A 15,105-nucleotide genomic window follows, 5' to 3' on the forward strand; every position below is an offset into this window, starting at 1 on the left:
GGGCCTGGACTACATGAACTCCCGCTACGGCAGCCCCGTCGGCGCCTGGAACTTCTGGCAGACCCACCACTGGTACTAAGCCACCAGTGACCGCCTGACGGCGCGAGCAGCACGCAGCACGCAGCACGCAGTGCGAAGGCCCCGGTGCCCGGACCTCCCCAGGTCCGGCCACCGGGGCCTTCTGTTCCCATCCCACAGGGTCTGTACGGCAGGCGGCCCGACGCGCTCGGCCGCCGAACGGCCGCCCGCGCCACACCCCCCTAGAGCCGCTGGATGATCGTCCCGGTCGCCAGGGCGCCACCCGCGCACATGGTGATCAGCGCGAACTCCTTGTCGCGGCGCTCCAGCTCGTGCAGCGCGGTCGTGATCAGCCGGGCTCCGGTCGCGCCCACGGGGTGGCCGAGCGCGATGCCGCCGCCGTTGACGTTGACCTTGTCCAGGTCCTGCTCGAAGACCTGGGCCCAGCTCAGCACGACCGAGGCGAACGCCTCGTTGATCTCGACCAGGTCGATGTCCTTCAGGGACATCCCGGCCTTGCCCAGCACGGCCCGCGTCGCGTCGATCGGCCCGTCCAGGTGGTAGTGCGGGTCGGCGCCGACGAGCGTCTGGGCGACGATCCGGGCGCGCGGCCTCAGCTTGAGCGCGCGGGCCATCTTGCGCGAGGCCCACATCACGGCGGCGGCCCCGTCCGATATCTGCGAGGAGTTCCCGGCCGTGTGCACGGCGGTCGGCATGACCGGCTTGAGCCGGGCCAGCGCCTCCATGCTCGTGTCCCGCAGGCCCTCGTCGCGGTCGACCAGACGCCACATGCCCTGACCGCCGGCCTGCTCCTCCTCCGTCGTCGGGACCTGGACGGCGAAGGTCTCCCGCTTGAACCGCTCCTCGGCCCACGCGGCGGCCGCCCGCTCCTGGGAGAGCAGCCCGAGCCGGTCGACGTCCTCTCGGGTCAGGCCCCGGTGGCGGGCGATCCGCTCGGCCGCCTCGAACTGGTTGGGGAGGTCGACGTTCCACTCGTCCGGGAAGGGCTTGCCCGGCCCGTGCTTGGAGCCCGATCCCAGCGGCACCCGGCTCATGGCCTCGACCCCGCAGGCGATGCCGATGTCCATGACTCCGCCCGAGATCATGTTGGCCACCATGTGGTTGGCCTGCTGGGAGCTGCCGCACTGGCAGTCCACGGTCGTCGCGGCGGTCTCGTACGGCAGGCCCATGGCGAGCCAGGCGTTGCGCGCCGGGTTCATGGACTGCTCTCCGGCGTGGGTGACGGTGCCGCCGACGATCTGTTCGACGCAGTCGGGCTGGATTCCGGTACGGGCGAGGAGTTCGCGGTACGTCTCACCGAGCAGGTAGGCGGGATGGAGGTTGGCGAGCGCGCCCCCGCGCTTGCCGATGGGGGTGCGTACGGCTTCGACGATGACGGGTTCCGCGGCCATGAGCTCGTCCTCTCCTGCACTGTGCCGGCGCGGCGGGCCGTCCCGGCGCCCCGCCCGAACTAGTACGCGTTCTAGTTCTCCCCGCAGTCTTATGACCTGTAACCCCCGCACGCAAGGGTCTTGCACGCGCCTTACACGGATTCCACACGCAACAGTTGGCGCGAGGACCCTTGTCACTTCTAGAACTCGTTACTACCTTCAAGCCAACTTCTGATGGGCCGTCAGACCTTGGAGTCGCCCGATGTCGTGTCCCGCGCTGCCCGAAGGCTTCGACGCCACCGATCCCGACCTGCTCCAGGACCGCGTCCCCTTCCCCGAGTTCGCCCGGCTGCGGCAGACCGCACCCGTGTGGTGGTGCCCCCAGCGGCGGGGCGTCACCGGGTTCGACGACGACGGCTATTGGGTCGTGACCCGGCACGCGGACGTCAAGTACGTCTCCACGCACCCCGAGTTGTTCTCCTCGACCACCAACACGGCGATCATCCGCTTCAACGAGCACATCCAGCGCGAGCAGATAGATGCCCAGCGCCTGATCATGCTGAACATGGACCCGCCCGAACACACCCGCGTACGGCAGATCGTGCAGCGCGGCTTCACCCCGCGGGCCATCCGCGGCCTGGAGGACGCCCTGCGCGACCGGGCCCGGAAGATCGTCGCGGAGGCGCTGGCCGCATCGGCCGACGGCAGCTTCGACTTCGTCACGCAGGTCGCGTGCGAGCTCCCGCTCCAGGCCATCGCCGAGCTGATCGGCGTGCCTCAGGAGGACCGGCTGCGCATCTTCGACTGGTCGAACAAGATGATCGCGTACGACGACCCCGAGTACGCGATCACCGAGGAAGTCGGCTCCAACGCGGCGGTCGAGCTCATCGGCTACGCCATGAACCTGTCCGCCGCCCGCAAGGAGTGCCCGGCCAAGGACATCGTCACGCAGCTCGTGGCCGCCGAGGGCCAGGGCAACCTGGGCTCCGACGAGTTCGGCTTCTTCGTGCTGCTGCTCGCGGTCGCGGGCAACGAGACCACGCGCAACGCCATCAGCCACGGCATGCACGCCTTCCTGACCCACCCCGAACAGTGGGAGCTGTACAAGGCGACGCGGCCGGCCACGACGGCCGAGGAGATCGTGCGCTGGGCCACGCCGGTGGTGTCCTTCCAGCGCACCGCCACCCGGGACACCGAGATCGGCGGACAAAAGATCAAGGCGGGCGACCGGGTGGGGCTGTTCTACTCCTCCGCCAATCACGACCCCGAGGTGTTCACCGACCCCGACCGCTTCGACATCACCCGCGACCCGAACCCGCACCTGGGCTTCGGCGGCGGCGGACCCCACTTCTGCCTCGGCAAGTCCCTGGCCATCATGGAGATCGACCTGATCTTCAACGCGCTCGCCGACTCGCTGCCCGACCTGAGGCTGGCCGGGCCTGAGCCGCGGCGGCTGCGGGCGGCCTGGCTCAACGGCATCAAGGAGCTTCGGGTCAGCCACGGTTGACGGCCGGCCCGCGGGCCGAGACGGCAGGGGCCGCTCCTCCCACGCCCCGGCCCCTGCCGTCCGCGGTACGCACGACCGCGTCCGCGTCGGTCCGCGTCGTGTCCGCGTCGGTCCGCGTCGTGTCCGCGTCGGGGCCCGTTCGTGTCCGGGGCATTGTCCCGGGAGCGGCCTGCCGTCAGACTGCGCGGATGAATCTTCAGGCAAGCGGGGCGGCCGACTGTGTGGAAGCACGCTGGCAGCGCCTGCCGACGACATGGCGGCTGATGCACGAACGGGGCGGCTCCCCGGTCCTGAGCCGGGGCGTGCTCGCGCTCATCGACGCCGCTGCCGCAGAACCGTCACTGCGCCGGCTCTACCCGTTCACCACTCGGTTCACCCTGTGGTTCAGCGCCCGCACCAGCCACCCCTTCGAGGTGGTGGCGCCGGCGGTCGAGCCGCTGCCGGGCGGCCGGTTCCAGGTCCTGAGCCCGACCCACAAGCGAGTGATCGGCGAGGCCGACACCGCGCAGGAGGCGGTGGCCCTCGTCGTGGCGGGCCTGGCGCAGGCCCCTGACCCGGCCGCCTGATCGTCCCGAGTGGCGGGCCGGCCGCACCCGGCGGATCCTGACAGGACGCGGCGATCCACCGAAGGGGTGCCGGGACGGGTACGAGACCCTCCCCGGCACCCCTTCGGCGTGCGTTCCCCGCGTCTCTCCCCGCCGCCTACGCCCGCGTACGGGACGCCGCGACCGCCCGCTCCGGCTCGCGCGGCCGCGGCACGCTCAGCCCGGCCGGCAGGGCGGCGCCGCGCGGCCCCGACAGTACGTAGACCAGCCCGAACCCGGCGCTCACGACGGCCGCGCCGCCGACCGCGTCGAGCACCCAGTGGTTGGCGGTGGCGACGATCGCGCACACCGTGATCAGCGGGTGCAGTGCCCCCAGCAGCTTCTGCCAGCCCTTCGGCGCGAGCATGATGATCACCATCCCGCACCACAGCGACCAGCCGAAGTGCAGCGAGGGCATCGCCGCGTACTGGTTGGAGATGGCGGTCATCGCCCCGTACTGCGGATTGGCCAGGTCCTGCGGCCCGTGCACGGTGTCGATGAAGCCGAGCCCGGGCATCAGCCGGGGCGGCGCCAGCGGGTACAGCCAGAATCCGATGAGCGCGAGGACGGTGGCCAGCCCCAGGGAGGCGCGGGCCCAGCGGTAGTCGCCCGGCCTGCGCCAGTACAGGACCGCCAGGATCGTCAGCGGCACCACGAAGTGGAACGACGTGTAGTAGAAGTTGAAGAACTTCTCCAGCCAGGGCGTGTTCACCACGGCGTGGTTGACGGCGCGCTCGATGTCGATGCCCAACGCCTGCTCGATGGCGTGGATCTGGCTCCCGTGCCCCTCGGCGAGGCTGCGGCCGCTGGGCGCTGCGGCCCGGATGTGCGAGTACAGGGAGTACCCCACCCGTATCAGCAGCAGCTCCAGCAACAGGTTGGGGCGCGAGAGCACGCGCCGCCAGAACGGCATCAGCGGCACCCGCGACCAGCGGGCGGCGGCGGGCCGGCCGTACGCGGTCGGGACGGGCTCGCGCCAGTACGGGGAGGAGCGCGGCAGGAACGGCACGGCGCAGGCGGCCGCCAGCGCGGCGAGCAGCAGCACGTTGTCCCGTACGGGGGCCAGCGCGGCCAGGTTGGGCAGCAGCACGTCGGCGGGCAGGGTCATGGCGAGCACCACGGCCACCGGCCACACGGGCCGGTCGGCCGCCCGCTTGCCGACCTTGCCGGCCACCGCGAGCAGCACCCACAGCAGCTGGTGGCGCCAGCCGGTCGGCACCACGGCGACGGCCACGCAGCCGGTGACGGCGACGGCGAGGAGCAGCTGGCCGTCGCGGGCGTAGCGGGCGGCGCGGCGCAGGCCGGCCCAGGCGATCCCGGCCGCGAGGGCCACGTACAGCAGGACCTCGAAGGGGCCGCTCAGACCGAGCCGCAGCAGCGCGCCGTGCACGGACTGGTTGGCCAGGCTGTCGGGGGCGCCGCCGAGACCGGTGCCGGCGAGGTGGTGGACCCAGTACGTCCAGGAGTCGCGCGGCAGGGCCGCCCAGGACAGGGCGGTGGCCGCGGCGAAGGTCACGGCGGCGGCCTTGGCGGTGGGACGGCGGCCGGTGAGCCACAGCAGCGGCGCGAAGAGCAGCAGGGCCGGCTGGAGCGCGGCGGCGAGGCCGATGAGGAACCCGGCCGGGCGCTCGCCGGGCACCCGGAACACGGCGAGCAGCACCAGCAGCACGGGCAGGACGGCGGTCTGGCCCGGCGAGGCGGCCGCGCGGACCGGCAGCGACACCATCATCAGGCCGACCAGCACGGGCGCGGCGAGCAGCGCGGTGCGCCGGGGCACGGGGTCGGGCAGGCCGCGCGCGGCCACCAGCCCGATGGCGGCGACGAACAGGAGCGTCACGCAGGTCCAGGCCACCTCCAGGGAGGGCGCCGCGAGACCGAGGAACGGCTTCAGGACCAGCCCGGCGAAGGGGGTCCCGGTGAACTGGCCACCGTCGTACAGCGAGCCGGGGAAGCCGCTGGGGAGCCGGAACTCGTTCAGCCACTCGCCCGGTGGCACGCGCAGTACCGCGGCGGCCTGTCTGACGGCGAGGACACCGGCCAGTGCCCACAGGAGGAACCGCACCGCCCCCAGCCTGCCGCCACCGCCTATGACCCCGGCATGTCCGTTCGCACCTCTGTGCTCTGCCGCGTTAGCCACGCCTCGCCGGCCTCCCGCCCTGTTGACCGCAACCTTGACTTCGCCTGGCTGCCGCGTTTCGTGCACCGCTCCATTACCTGGGTCGACGATATCCCGCGCGGGATCCCTAGGATGGCGGGCATGAGCATCGTGAAGATCAACGCACTGACCGTGCCCGCTGAGCAGCGGGAAGTCCTGGAGCAGCGGTTCGCCTCGCGGGCGGGCGCCGTGGAGGGCTCGGACGGGTTCGAGTGGTTTGAGCTGCTTCGCCCCGTCGAGGGCACGGACCAGTACCTGGTGTACACGCGGTGGCGGTCGGAGGAGGACTTCCAGGCGTGGATGGAGGGGCCCATGAAGGCGGCGCACCAGGGCGGGGGCGCGGGCGCGGGCGGCGGCGAGCGTCCGAAGCCGGCGGCCTCGGGGTCGGCGGTGTGGTCGTTCGAGGTCGTGCAGCAGGCGGCTCCGAAGCCGCAGGGCTGAGGCGGGGGCGCGGCGAGGAGGTCAGCGGCCGGGGCGCGGCGCAGAGGTCAGCGGCCGGGGCGCGGCGCAGAGGTCAGCCCCAGAAGCGGTCCTCCTCGTCGATGTCCTGCGTGCACTCGTCGATGTCGGTGATCTTCCCTCCGACGATCGTGAAGAAGAGGCCTCCCTGGATCTCGATCCCGTGGTCCCCGCGGTCGCCGCGGGCCGTGTGGAAGGTCATGACGTGGCCCCGCCCGTCGACCAGCACCGCGTGCAGATCGACCTGGAAGGTGCCCTTGGTCTCCTCACCGATCCTCCGGTAGAGGTCGAGGACGGCTTCCCGGCCCTTGTGGTGCCCGGAGAGGGGGTTGCTGCCCGGCACGTGGTGGATGGCGTCGGCCGTCATCAGCGTGCCCATCGTCTCCATGTCGCCCTTGCCGAAGGCCTCGTAGCCGCGGCGGATCAGGGCAGCGTCAGGGTGCTCGGACATGGCGTTCACGCCCTCCGTGTGGGTGATATGCGTCTTTTCCTATCATCGGCCCGTACCTGTGGATATTCCACGCGGCGCGATGAGCGCGGACTCCACAATGGCGCCATGGACATCAAGAGCACGAGCACCGGACCCACCGCCCGCGCGACGGCCGGCAACTGGACCGTCGCCGCCGAGCACTTCGCCACGCCGGAGGCGACCGCGCTGCGCCGCGCCTACTACGCGGAGGTCGCCGGCCGGTACTGGAAACGGGCCGCCACGGAGGCCGAGATCGACGAGGGCCTGCAAGGCGATCCGGCCGACGGCCTCACCCCGCCGACGGGCGACTTCGCGGTCGGCCGGCTGGACGGAGCGCCCCGGGCCTGCGGCGGCATACGGCTGCTCGACCCCCTCACCGCCGAGCTGACGCGGGTGTACGTGGACCCGCGCGCCCGCGGCACGGGCGGCGGGGCCGCGCTGCTCACGGCCCTGGAGGCGGCCGCCCGCGCCCTGGGTGCCGAGCGGGTCCGCCTCGACACCCGCTCGGACCTGGTGGAGGCCCGAGCCCTGTACGCGCGCCAGGGCTACGCGGAGATACCGGCGTACAACGCGGGTCCGTACGCGGAGCACTGGTTCGAGAAGCTCCTGGCCTGAGCCGGGCCGGCGTGCCCGGCCCCGGTCGCCGGAGGGGGCCGGGCCGGGGCCGCCTCAGCCGGAGGCGGGTGCGAGGTCCGCGCCCCTGAAGGGCAGGCCGGTCACGGCGTCGAGGGTGACGACCCGCATGCCGGCCCTCGGCCGATCGCTCGCCCCGGGGCCCGGGGGCGTCGGCCCGCCGGCCGGGGCCGCGCTCGCCAGGGAGGTGATCCAGCACACGTGCCAGGCTCCCTGCGCGTCCTGCTTGGCGATGAGTTCGCTGCTGGTCACATCGGCGCCCGGGTGGGCCGCCTCGGCCTTGCGCTGGGCTTCCTCCTTGGTGACGACGGGCTTCGGCAGCCGCGGCTCCGCGATGTTGGCCGCGGAGAAGGCGAGGATCCGCCGGTCCCCTCCCACGATCACGTCGAGGCGCATGGGCATGAGGACGCCGTCGACGCGCGAGCGCCAGGACACCAGCTTGGCCTGGCTGTCCGGACCGCCGGCCGCCGTGACCTGGGTGGTGTCGGCGGGCGGCGCCCAGGGGAAGTGGACCTCGGCGAATGCGGAGGCCGCCTCGCGGACCGTGCCGTCGGCGATCGCCGGGGCACCGGGCCGGTCGGGCTCGACGGCCGCGAGCCTGCCGGACCGCACCTCGCGGGAGGGCCAGTCGAGGACCAGGCTCCCCGACCGGGTCGCGATCTCCAGCCTCCCGGGCTGCCCGTGGGAACCGGGCGTGTACTGAACGGTCTCGGTCGTGGCGGCGTCACCGAAGAACTCCCGGGCAGCGGCCGCGGCGGCCTTCGTCTGCGCGGGATCCGCCCGGTGCCCGTCGCTCACGTCGGACACGGTGATCAGGAGGGTGGGCAGGGCGACGGCCGCGAGCACGCCGGCCCCGGCGGCGGCGATGAACGAGGTCAGGCGGACGTCCGCCCGCCGGCGGAGGGGCCGGCCCCCGGCCCCCGAGGACCGGGAGGCAGTCCGCCGCCACGCGTACCCGGCGGCGCAGCCCGCGAGCGCGCCGAGCGCGTTGGCGGCGAGGTCGCCCGTGTCGCAGGCGCGCCCCATGCCCGGGGTCAGCGCCTGCGTGACCTCGATGGCCCCGGACAGCACCGCGCAAGCGGCGAACACCGGCAGCGGGCGCCGCGTGAGCAGCGTCGAGAAGAAGGCGAGGGGAAGGAAGAGGGCGATGTTGAGCAGGCCTTGCGGAGCGATGAGATCACCCAGCACGTCCCGCTGCACCGTGCAGACGCGGGAGGCGGGTGCCTGCGGGTGGAGCCGGTAGAGGGTGGCGGCCAGGACCAGCGCGCCGGACGTCGTGGCGGCGACGGCGGCCGAGGGGGACACGGCGTACCTGCGCCCGAGCCACCACGCGGGACCCCCCGCGAGCAGTGCGAGGGCGGCGAACAGGACCAGGAGTGACAGGTTGCCGCTGAGGGCTGCTTCGATCACGGAAGGGCGATCCTCGGGAGGAGGGGGGTGGAGCGGGCCGGCTCCACCGGGGTGGAGCCGGCCGCGGAAGGGTGGTCAGTGACCGGTGATCACCGGGAGCCGTCGCAGATGCTGACGGGGGCGTTGTAGAAGGTGCCCTGGTTCTGGACGGCCATCCAGCCGACGATGTCGCTGCAGTCGTCGAAGCCAAGCCAGGTGAAGCCCTCGTTGTGCGAGGTGCCCGACGACTGGCTGAACCAGCCGTTGTCGTAGCTGAACCCGTGGTAGTTGAAGCCCAGCTTGGCGGTGATCGTCCCGCCGCCCGTCTTCGCATAGGTCTCGGACATCGTCCACCACGTCCCCTCGTGGACGTTGTCGGGTCGGATCGTCGTCCACAGCTCGCCGTTGCTGAGCTTGGTCATCGAGATGCCGTAGTCCATGTTTCCGGCGGACGCGGCGGGGGCGAGGGCCAGGCCCAGCGCCACGAGAGAACCTGCCATGGCCATGACAGTAGAACGCTTGCGCATGATGCTGTTGTCTCCTTGGTTCGGAGCGGAGCGAAACGAGGCGGAACGGGGCGGAACGGGGCTGCGCGAGCTAGCAGATGGTCACGGGAGCGTTGTAGAAGGTGCCCTGGTTCTGGACCTTGAGCCAGCCGACCACGTCCGAGCAGTCGTTGAAGCCGAGGTTGCCGAACGACTCGTACGAGTTGTCACCGGCCCCCTGGGTGAACCAGCCCTTGTTGTAGCTGTAGCCGTGGTAGTTGAAGCCGTACTGGGCCGTGATGGTGCCTCCGCCGGCCTTGCCGTACGACTCCTCCATCCACCAGTAGCCCGAGCCGTCGTTCTGGGGCCCGATCATGGTGTTGAACTTCCCGAAGGTCAGCTCGGTGACGGACCAGTACTGCCCTGCGTTGCCCGATGCCATCGCGGCGGGCGCGCCGGCGACGGTCGCCGCCAGGAGCACGCTCGCGACGGCCAGGACGGGACGAATCCTCAATGCAGTTCCTCACGTAAGGGATCACTGATCGAACGGATTCGAATTTAGGCAGGAGCCGATCGGCACACTGAACGGTCGGCGCAGGACTGCTTGATGCTCAGCGCGCGGAACTCCGTGGGGCTGAGCCCGTACGCCTCGCGGAACGAGCGGCTGAAGACCACCGGACCGCTGAAGCCCCACCGGGCGGCGATCGCCTGCACGGGGCGGGCGGCGAGATCGGGGCACCCGAGGTCGGCGTGGCACTGCTCCAGGCGGCGCCGGCGGATGCGGGCCTGGACGCTCTCCTTCCGGCCGTGGAAGAGCTGGTGGAGGCTGCGCACCGATATGTGGTGGTGGGCGGCGATGATCGAAGGGTTCAGTTCCGGGTCGCCGAGGTTGTGCTCGATGAACGCGTGGATCCGCTGCACGAGGGCCCGTTCGCGGACCTCGGTGGGCAGTTGGTCCTCGGAGTCCAGGTGCTGGGCCAGGCAGGCCGCCGCGAGTTCGAGAGCCACCGCGCCCATGCGGCGCAAGTCCTCCGGCTCGCATTCGGCGCCGTGCTCTTCGAGGGCCGTCATGAACGACGCCAGGAGCGCCGCGACTCCGCTGTCCCCCCGCATCCGGCGGGCCAGCAACCGGTCGAGACGCTGGGTGCGCAGCGGCACGAGATCCCGGGGAAGCATCAGCACCGTCGCCCGCACCTGTCCGTGCCCGTGGAGCATCTCGTTGTCGGAGGGCTGCGAGGTGTCCCACAGCATGAGGTCACCGGGTCCCACGGTGCACTCGTTCCGGGCCTGCGACATCGCCGTCGCTCCCTTGCGCAGCAGTGCCAGCTGGTACTGCTCCGGGTCGCCCCGCCGGATCATGGCCGCGGTGCGCCGCGAACGCAGCGGTGACAGGTCGAACCTGGCCACGCGCAGCTCGCCCAAGTCCAGTACGGCGGCCTCGCCTTGGAAATCGGCCGGCCGCTCGCTGCTCAGCGCGGCGGGCATCACCTCGCGCGAGATGATGTCGGCGTACCAGTCGAACCGCTCCCCCGCGGGCACCCCGCCCGACGACACCACTGACCACATCCCGCGCCCCCCAGCTCGTACGTTTCTGCACGGCCAAGAATGCCGAGGTGCGCCGCGCGCACACGCGTATTTCGTCAGCGCGCCGCGTGGTCGCGTGGGGCCGCGGCGTCGAAGGGCTCCTCGGCGTCGGATCCGCAGAGCTCGGCGTTGATCTCCTTGACCAGCTTGACCAGGTCGGTCGGCCGGTCCGGGCCCCACCAGTCGCCGAGCAGTTCGGCGAGCGACTCCTCCCGGGCCTCGGCCAGCTTCCCGGCGTCCTCCCGGCCGCGCTCGGTCATGACCAGCGGCAGCCCGTCCCGTACGGCCAGTCCGCGCTCTTCGAGCTGACGCGCGGCGTCGGTGATGACCTTCAGCGGCACGGTGGTCCGCTCCGCGAGCATCGCGGGTTCCGCGGAGCCGTACTTGTTGATCCGCAGCAGGAGCCAGCTCGCCGCGGGCAGCAGGTCGAGGCCGGCCTTCGCGGTGATCTTCTCGTAGACGTGGCGGCGGCCCTCGCGGGTGCCGAGGACGGTCAGCGCGCGGGCGACCTCTTCGTGCGAGGAGCGGTGGACGGGGTTGGAGGCGAGGGTTTCGGTGACGTCGGGCGCGGTGACCGAGCCGCGCAGCACGTCCTCCTTGAGGAACCAGGCGATGACGAAGGCGAGGAGGACGACGGGCACGGCATAGAGGAAGACGTCGGTGATGGAGGAGGCGTACGCATCGAGCACGCGCGGGCGCAGCTCGGCGGGCAGCCGTCCGATGGCCCGCGGATCGGACTCGACCTGCGCGGCCGTACCGGGCGGCACCGGAAGCCCGGCGAAGGCGGTGGCCAGCTTGCCTTCGAGCCGGTGGGTGAAGATCGTGCCGAAGATCGCGACGCCGAAGGAGGCTCCGATGGAGCGGAAGAAGGTGGCGCCGGAGGTGGCGACGCCGAGGTCGGCGTAACTGACGGAGTTCTGCACGACCAGGACCAGCACCTGCATCACCAGACCCAGTCCGGTGCCGAAGACGAAGAAGTAGATGCTCATCTCCCAGGTGCCGCTGGTGCGCTGCAACTGGTGCAGCAGGAGCAGCCCGACCGCCGTCACGCCCGTGCCCGCGATCGGGAAGACCTTCCAGCGTCCGGTGCGGCTGACGATCTGGCCGGAGGCGGTGGAGGCGATGAGCATGCCGAGCACCATCGGCAGCATGTGGACGCCGGACAGGGTGGGCGAGACGCCCTGGACGACCTGGAGGAACGTCGGCAGGTAGACCATCGCGCCGAACATCGCGAACCCGATGATGAAGCTGATCACCGAGCAGAGGGTGAAGGTGCGGATCCTGAACAGCCCGAGCGGCAGGACGGGTTCGACGGCCCGCCGCTCGACGAACAGGAAGACGGCGAGCAGCAGGGCGCCGAGGACGGCCAGTCCGACGATCCGGGCCGAGCCCCAGCCCCAGGTGCCGCCGAGGGAGGCGACGAGCACGAGGCAGGTGGCGACGCAGGCGATGAGGAACGTGCCGAGGTAGTCGATGGTGTGCTTCATCCGCCGCACGGGGATGTGCAGGACCGCGGCGATGACGACGAGCGCGACGAGACCGATGGGCAGGTTGATGTAGAAGACCCAGCGCCAGGACAGGTTGTCCACGAACACACCGCCCAGCAGCGGCCCGAGGACGCTGGTCGCCCCGAAGACGGCGCCGAAGAGGCCCTGGTACTTGCCGCGCTCACGCGGCGGAACGATGTCGCCGACGATCGCCATCGACAGCACGATCAGCCCGCCGCCGCCCAGGCCCTGCAGGGCGCGGAACCCGATGAGCTGCGGCATGTCCTGGGCGAGCCCGCACAGCGCCGAACCGATGAGGAAGAGCACGATGGCGCCCTGGAACAGCTTCTTGCGTCCGTACTGGTCGCCGAGCTTGCCCCACAGCGGCGTGGCGGCGGTGGCGGCCAGCATGTAGGCGGTGACGACCCAGGACAGGTGCTCCATCCCGCCCAGCTCGCTGACGATCGTCGGCAGGGCCGTGGAGACGATGGTCTGGTCGAGGGCGGCGATCAGCAGGCCGAGCAGCAGGGCGCCGATCGAGACGAGGACCTCGCGGGTGGCGTGCTCGGCGGCCGGGCCGGACCGGTGCGGGTCGGGGGCGGGTTCCGCGGGGTCCGTGGTCACATCCTGAGCCATCCGCTCCTCCTCGGGCCGGATCAACATGTCCATCCTGAGCGGTGTGGCCGGATATGGCCTCTCGGGCGGGTTGGGCGGGCCCCGAAGGGTCTGCATAATCGCAGGCAATGGCCAGGGAGGGATTCCAGTGAGCGCTGAGCGCTGTCCAGAATGCGACGCCGTGGGCGCCGGCTGCGGGTGCGCGACGGGGGGCGGTTTCGAGCCACTGCGCGTCCGTCCCTACGTGACGCTCCCCGAGCCGCGCCCGTCCGACGACCCGCCGCCCCCGCAGCCGGTTCGGGGGGTCGTGGCCGGGCCTGCGGGCGGGTACGCCGCTGCCGCGCAGACGCCCGCCGGAGACGACACCCCGGCGTACGGCACGCCCGTGGCCTGGCCCGACTCCCCGCCGCAGACGGGCTGGCCGGCCGGGCCGGCCCGCCCCCGGCCGGCCGGCCCGGTGGAGGGGGGCGCGACCGGCGGGGGCGGGGCGCCCGCGAGGCGGCCCCGCTCCCCCCGCAGGCGGCGGCTCCCGACGGTGCTGGCCGGCGCCGGCACCCTGGTCGCCGTGGGCACCGCGGCCCTGGCGCTGGGGATGATCCCGCGCTCCGGCGACAGCGACACGGTCCTGCTGGACGCCAAGCCGTCGGCACCTGCCGCGAGCGCGGCACCCACCGGTCCGACCCAGTCGGCGGCCACACGCGGCCCGTCCCGCTCCGCCTCCCCTTCCGCCTCGGCCTCCCCGTCCCCGAGCGCCTCGAAGTCGGCCTCCCCCTCCGCCTCGCCCTCGGCCTCCCGCAGCTCGGCGCCGCCGTCCCCGACCCCGTCGACGAGCGCGAGCCGCACACAGAGCTCGCCTCCGCCGCCCCCGAAGGCCCCGACGCTGCGGTACGGGGACTCGGGCCCGGAGGTGGAGAAGATGCAGCGACTGCTGGCGGGGCGGGGGTACTACCGGGGCAAGATCAACGGCAAGTTCGACAGCCGCACGGAGAACGCCGTCTCGGATTTCCAATGGCAGAACGGCATCGACGAAGACTGGGGCGTCTACGGCCCGCAGACCCGGCAGGCGCTGGGGGGCTGATCGCTCGCGGAGGGCGTCTGCGACGCGGAGTGGCGCAGACCGCCCTCTGTTTTGTATCGTGTAGGAACAAAGTGGTTCCGCCCGCATCCCCTGACCGGTGGGCGGAACCGCTTGTTCTCTTTCCCGCCCGTCTGGAGCACCGCCGATGTCGGCCAGCACCACCACGACCACCGCACCCGCCGTCCTCACCGCCAAGGCCCTGCTCCTGGACATGGACGGCACGCTCGTCAACTCGGACGCGGTGGTCGAACGCTGCTGGCGGGACTGGGCCGTCTCCCACGGTCTGGATCCGGAGGAAGCTCTGAAGGTCGTCCACGGCCGACAGGGCTACGCCACGATGGCCGTCCTCCTGCCGGAGCGCCCGATGGAGCTCAATCACGCCGAGAACCGCGTGATGCTCGCCCGCGAGACCGCCGACACCGACGGCGTGGTCCCGGTCGGCGGAGCCGCGGAGTTCATGGCGGCGATCGACGGACTGCCGCACGCCCTGGTCACCTCCGCCGACGCGGCCCTGGCCACGGCCCGGATGACCGCGGCCGCCCTGCGCATGCCGGAAGTGCGGGTCACGGCCGAGTCCGTCAAGGCCAGCAAGCCCGACCCCGAGGGCTTCCTCATGGGCGCCACCGAGCTGGGCGTAGACCCCGCCGACTGCATCGTCTTCGAGGACTCGGCGGCGGGGATCGCCGCCGGCCAGGCGGCGGGCATGCGCGTGATCGGCATAGGCCCGCGCGCCGCGGCCCACGCCCCGACGGCCCACGTCCAGGACCTGACGTCGATCCGCGTCACCCCGACCGAGGCCGGCACGATCGAACTGACCCTGACACCGACCACCTGACCCGCCCCGCGGCCGGACCCGGTGAGGGCGGGGCGGGGGGGCGGCAGGACCTCGGCCCGGGAGGGCTGGAGGACCCGGGAGGGTCGGGGGACCGGGAGGGCTGGAGGCCCGGCAGGGCTGGAGGCCCGGAAGGGCTGGAGGCCCGGCAGGGCTGGAGGCCCGGCAGGGCTGGAGGCCCGGCAGGGCTGGAGGCCCGGCAGGGCCACGGCACGCCGGCCTCACTACTCGGCAGGGCCACAGCACGGCAGGCGCACGGCACCCGGGGTCTGGAGTGGTTCGGGGGCTTCCCGGCAGTCCACTGTCCTTCCGTGTCGGTCCGGCCCGTCAAGGGCGCTCCCTGCGGTCGCGTCGCTGCGCGATGTCGCTGCGCTCCACCCTTGACTGCCCGGCCCGCCCCGGAATGCCATAAGACTGCC

The 15,105-nt window shown here is 72.2% G+C and carries 14 protein-coding genes and 1 pseudogene; 7 read left to right on the forward strand and 8 right to left on the reverse strand.

The features are described 5' to 3' along the window. A pseudogene (locus tag AB0M92_RS38370) lies at positions 1-79 on the forward strand (lytic transglycosylase domain-containing protein); the annotation flags it as partial. Between the two features lie 181 nt (positions 80-260). Here AB0M92_RS38370 and AB0M92_RS38375 read toward each other — a convergent pair. Then, entirely contained in the window at positions 261-1,430 is a 1,170-nt protein-coding gene (locus AB0M92_RS38375; RefSeq protein ID WP_366107027.1) for a steroid 3-ketoacyl-CoA thiolase, read from the reverse strand. A gap of 241 nt (positions 1,431-1,671) precedes the next feature. Between AB0M92_RS38375 and AB0M92_RS38380 the strand changes: the two genes are divergently transcribed. Together AB0M92_RS38380 and AB0M92_RS38385 are read left to right on the forward strand one after the other, a co-directional pair. Then, the gene (locus AB0M92_RS38380) at positions 1,672-2,916 is read left to right on the forward strand and encodes a cytochrome P450 (protein WP_366107028.1); all 1,245 of its coding nucleotides are present in this window, start codon (positions 1,672-1,674) and stop codon (positions 2,914-2,916) included. 188 nt (positions 2,917-3,104) lie between these two features. Continuing rightward, positions 3,105-3,482 carry a DUF6193 family natural product biosynthesis protein gene (locus AB0M92_RS38385; protein WP_366107029.1) on the forward strand — a complete coding sequence of 126 codons (378 nt, stop codon included), beginning with the start codon at positions 3,105-3,107 and terminating at the stop codon, positions 3,480-3,482. A 136-nt stretch (positions 3,483-3,618) separates the two neighbouring features. Here AB0M92_RS38385 and AB0M92_RS38390 read toward each other — a convergent pair whose 3' ends face one another. Then, complete coding sequence (locus AB0M92_RS38390; RefSeq protein ID WP_366107040.1) at positions 3,619-5,589, reverse strand: bifunctional glycosyltransferase 87/phosphatase PAP2 family protein; 1,971 nt, start codon at positions 5,587-5,589, stop codon at positions 3,619-3,621. Positions 5,590-5,757: 168 nt separating this feature from the next. Between AB0M92_RS38390 and AB0M92_RS38395 the strand changes: the two genes are divergently transcribed. Next, complete coding sequence (locus AB0M92_RS38395) at positions 5,758-6,096, forward strand: antibiotic biosynthesis monooxygenase (RefSeq protein WP_366107030.1); 339 nt, start codon at positions 5,758-5,760, stop codon at positions 6,094-6,096. 73 nt (positions 6,097-6,169) lie between these two features. Here AB0M92_RS38395 and AB0M92_RS38400 read toward each other — a convergent pair whose 3' ends face one another. Then, positions 6,170-6,565: a nuclear transport factor 2 family protein gene (locus AB0M92_RS38400; RefSeq protein ID WP_366107031.1), complete on the reverse strand. Its 396-nt coding sequence runs from the start codon at positions 6,563-6,565 to the stop codon at positions 6,170-6,172. 105 nt (positions 6,566-6,670) lie between these two features. Between AB0M92_RS38400 and AB0M92_RS38405 the strand changes: the two genes are divergently transcribed. Further along, complete coding sequence (locus tag AB0M92_RS38405) at positions 6,671-7,198, forward strand: GNAT family N-acetyltransferase (RefSeq protein ID WP_366107032.1); 528 nt, start codon at positions 6,671-6,673, stop codon at positions 7,196-7,198. Between the two features lie 54 nt (positions 7,199-7,252). Here the strand turns inward: AB0M92_RS38405 and AB0M92_RS38410 are convergent, their stop codons facing one another. The 5 genes from AB0M92_RS38410 to AB0M92_RS38430 form a co-directional block, all read right to left on the reverse strand. After that, positions 7,253-8,626: a VanZ family protein gene (locus tag AB0M92_RS38410; protein WP_366107033.1), complete on the reverse strand. Its 1,374-nt coding sequence runs from the start codon at positions 8,624-8,626 to the stop codon at positions 7,253-7,255. Between the two features lie 89 nt (positions 8,627-8,715). Beyond that, a complete protein-coding gene (locus AB0M92_RS38415) occupies positions 8,716-9,105 on the reverse strand; it encodes a hypothetical protein (protein ID WP_366107034.1) in 390 nt (129 codons plus the stop codon). A gap of 97 nt (positions 9,106-9,202) precedes the next feature. Further along, positions 9,203-9,604 (reverse strand): hypothetical protein, encoded by a 402-nt coding sequence (locus AB0M92_RS38420; protein WP_366107035.1) that lies wholly within the window; start codon positions 9,602-9,604, stop codon positions 9,203-9,205. A gap of 44 nt (positions 9,605-9,648) precedes the next feature. Continuing rightward, on the reverse strand, positions 9,649-10,656 hold the full coding sequence (locus AB0M92_RS38425) for a helix-turn-helix domain-containing protein (RefSeq protein ID WP_366107036.1): 1,008 nt from the start codon (positions 10,654-10,656) through the stop codon (positions 9,649-9,651). 74 nt (positions 10,657-10,730) lie between these two features. Continuing rightward, the gene (locus AB0M92_RS38430) at positions 10,731-12,797 is read right to left on the reverse strand and encodes an MFS transporter (RefSeq protein WP_366107037.1); all 2,067 of its coding nucleotides are present in this window, start codon (positions 12,795-12,797) and stop codon (positions 10,731-10,733) included. Positions 12,798-13,020: 223 nt separating this feature from the next. On the opposite strand from AB0M92_RS38430, the gene AB0M92_RS38435 reads away from it, so the two are divergent. Together AB0M92_RS38435 and AB0M92_RS38440 are read left to right on the forward strand one after the other, a co-directional pair. Beyond that, positions 13,021-13,854, forward strand: coding sequence for a peptidoglycan-binding domain-containing protein (locus tag AB0M92_RS38435; protein WP_366107038.1), 834 nt, complete (start codon positions 13,021-13,023; stop codon positions 13,852-13,854). Between the two features lie 145 nt (positions 13,855-13,999). Continuing rightward, positions 14,000-14,689 carry an HAD-IA family hydrolase gene (locus AB0M92_RS38440; RefSeq protein ID WP_366107039.1) on the forward strand — a complete coding sequence of 230 codons (690 nt, stop codon included), beginning with the start codon at positions 14,000-14,002 and terminating at the stop codon, positions 14,687-14,689. Positions 14,690-15,105: the final 416 nt, after the last annotated feature.

This window comes from Streptomyces sp. NPDC051582 (assembly GCF_040681715.1).
In the GTDB taxonomy this organism is placed as follows: domain Bacteria; phylum Actinomycetota; class Actinomycetes; order Streptomycetales; family Streptomycetaceae; genus Streptomyces.

Bases quoted from the DNA above. Each gene is read 5' to 3' on its own strand.
- AB0M92_RS38395 (WP_366107030.1), top strand. From the start codon at position 5,758: ATGAGCATCGTGAAGATCAACGCACTGACCGTGCCCGCTGAGCAGCGG.
- AB0M92_RS38400 (WP_366107031.1), bottom strand. From the start codon at position 6,565: ATGTCCGAGCACCCTGACGCTGCCCTGATCCGCCGCGGCTACGAGGCC.
- AB0M92_RS38440 (WP_366107039.1), top strand. From the start codon at position 14,000: ATGTCGGCCAGCACCACCACGACCACCGCACCCGCCGTCCTCACCGCC.
- AB0M92_RS38375 (WP_366107027.1), bottom strand. From the start codon at position 1,430: ATGGCCGCGGAACCCGTCATCGTCGAAGCCGTACGCACCCCCATCGGC.
- AB0M92_RS38425 (WP_366107036.1), bottom strand. From the start codon at position 10,656: ATGTGGTCAGTGGTGTCGTCGGGCGGGGTGCCCGCGGGGGAGCGGTTC.
- AB0M92_RS38380 (WP_366107028.1), top strand. From the start codon at position 1,672: ATGTCGTGTCCCGCGCTGCCCGAAGGCTTCGACGCCACCGATCCCGAC.
- AB0M92_RS38430 (WP_366107037.1), bottom strand. From the start codon at position 12,797: ATGGCTCAGGATGTGACCACGGACCCCGCGGAACCCGCCCCCGACCCG.
- AB0M92_RS38405 (WP_366107032.1), top strand. From the start codon at position 6,671: ATGGACATCAAGAGCACGAGCACCGGACCCACCGCCCGCGCGACGGCC.
- AB0M92_RS38385 (WP_366107029.1), top strand. From the start codon at position 3,105: ATGAATCTTCAGGCAAGCGGGGCGGCCGACTGTGTGGAAGCACGCTGG.
- AB0M92_RS38415 (WP_366107034.1), bottom strand. From the start codon at position 9,105: ATGGCAGGTTCTCTCGTGGCGCTGGGCCTGGCCCTCGCCCCCGCCGCG.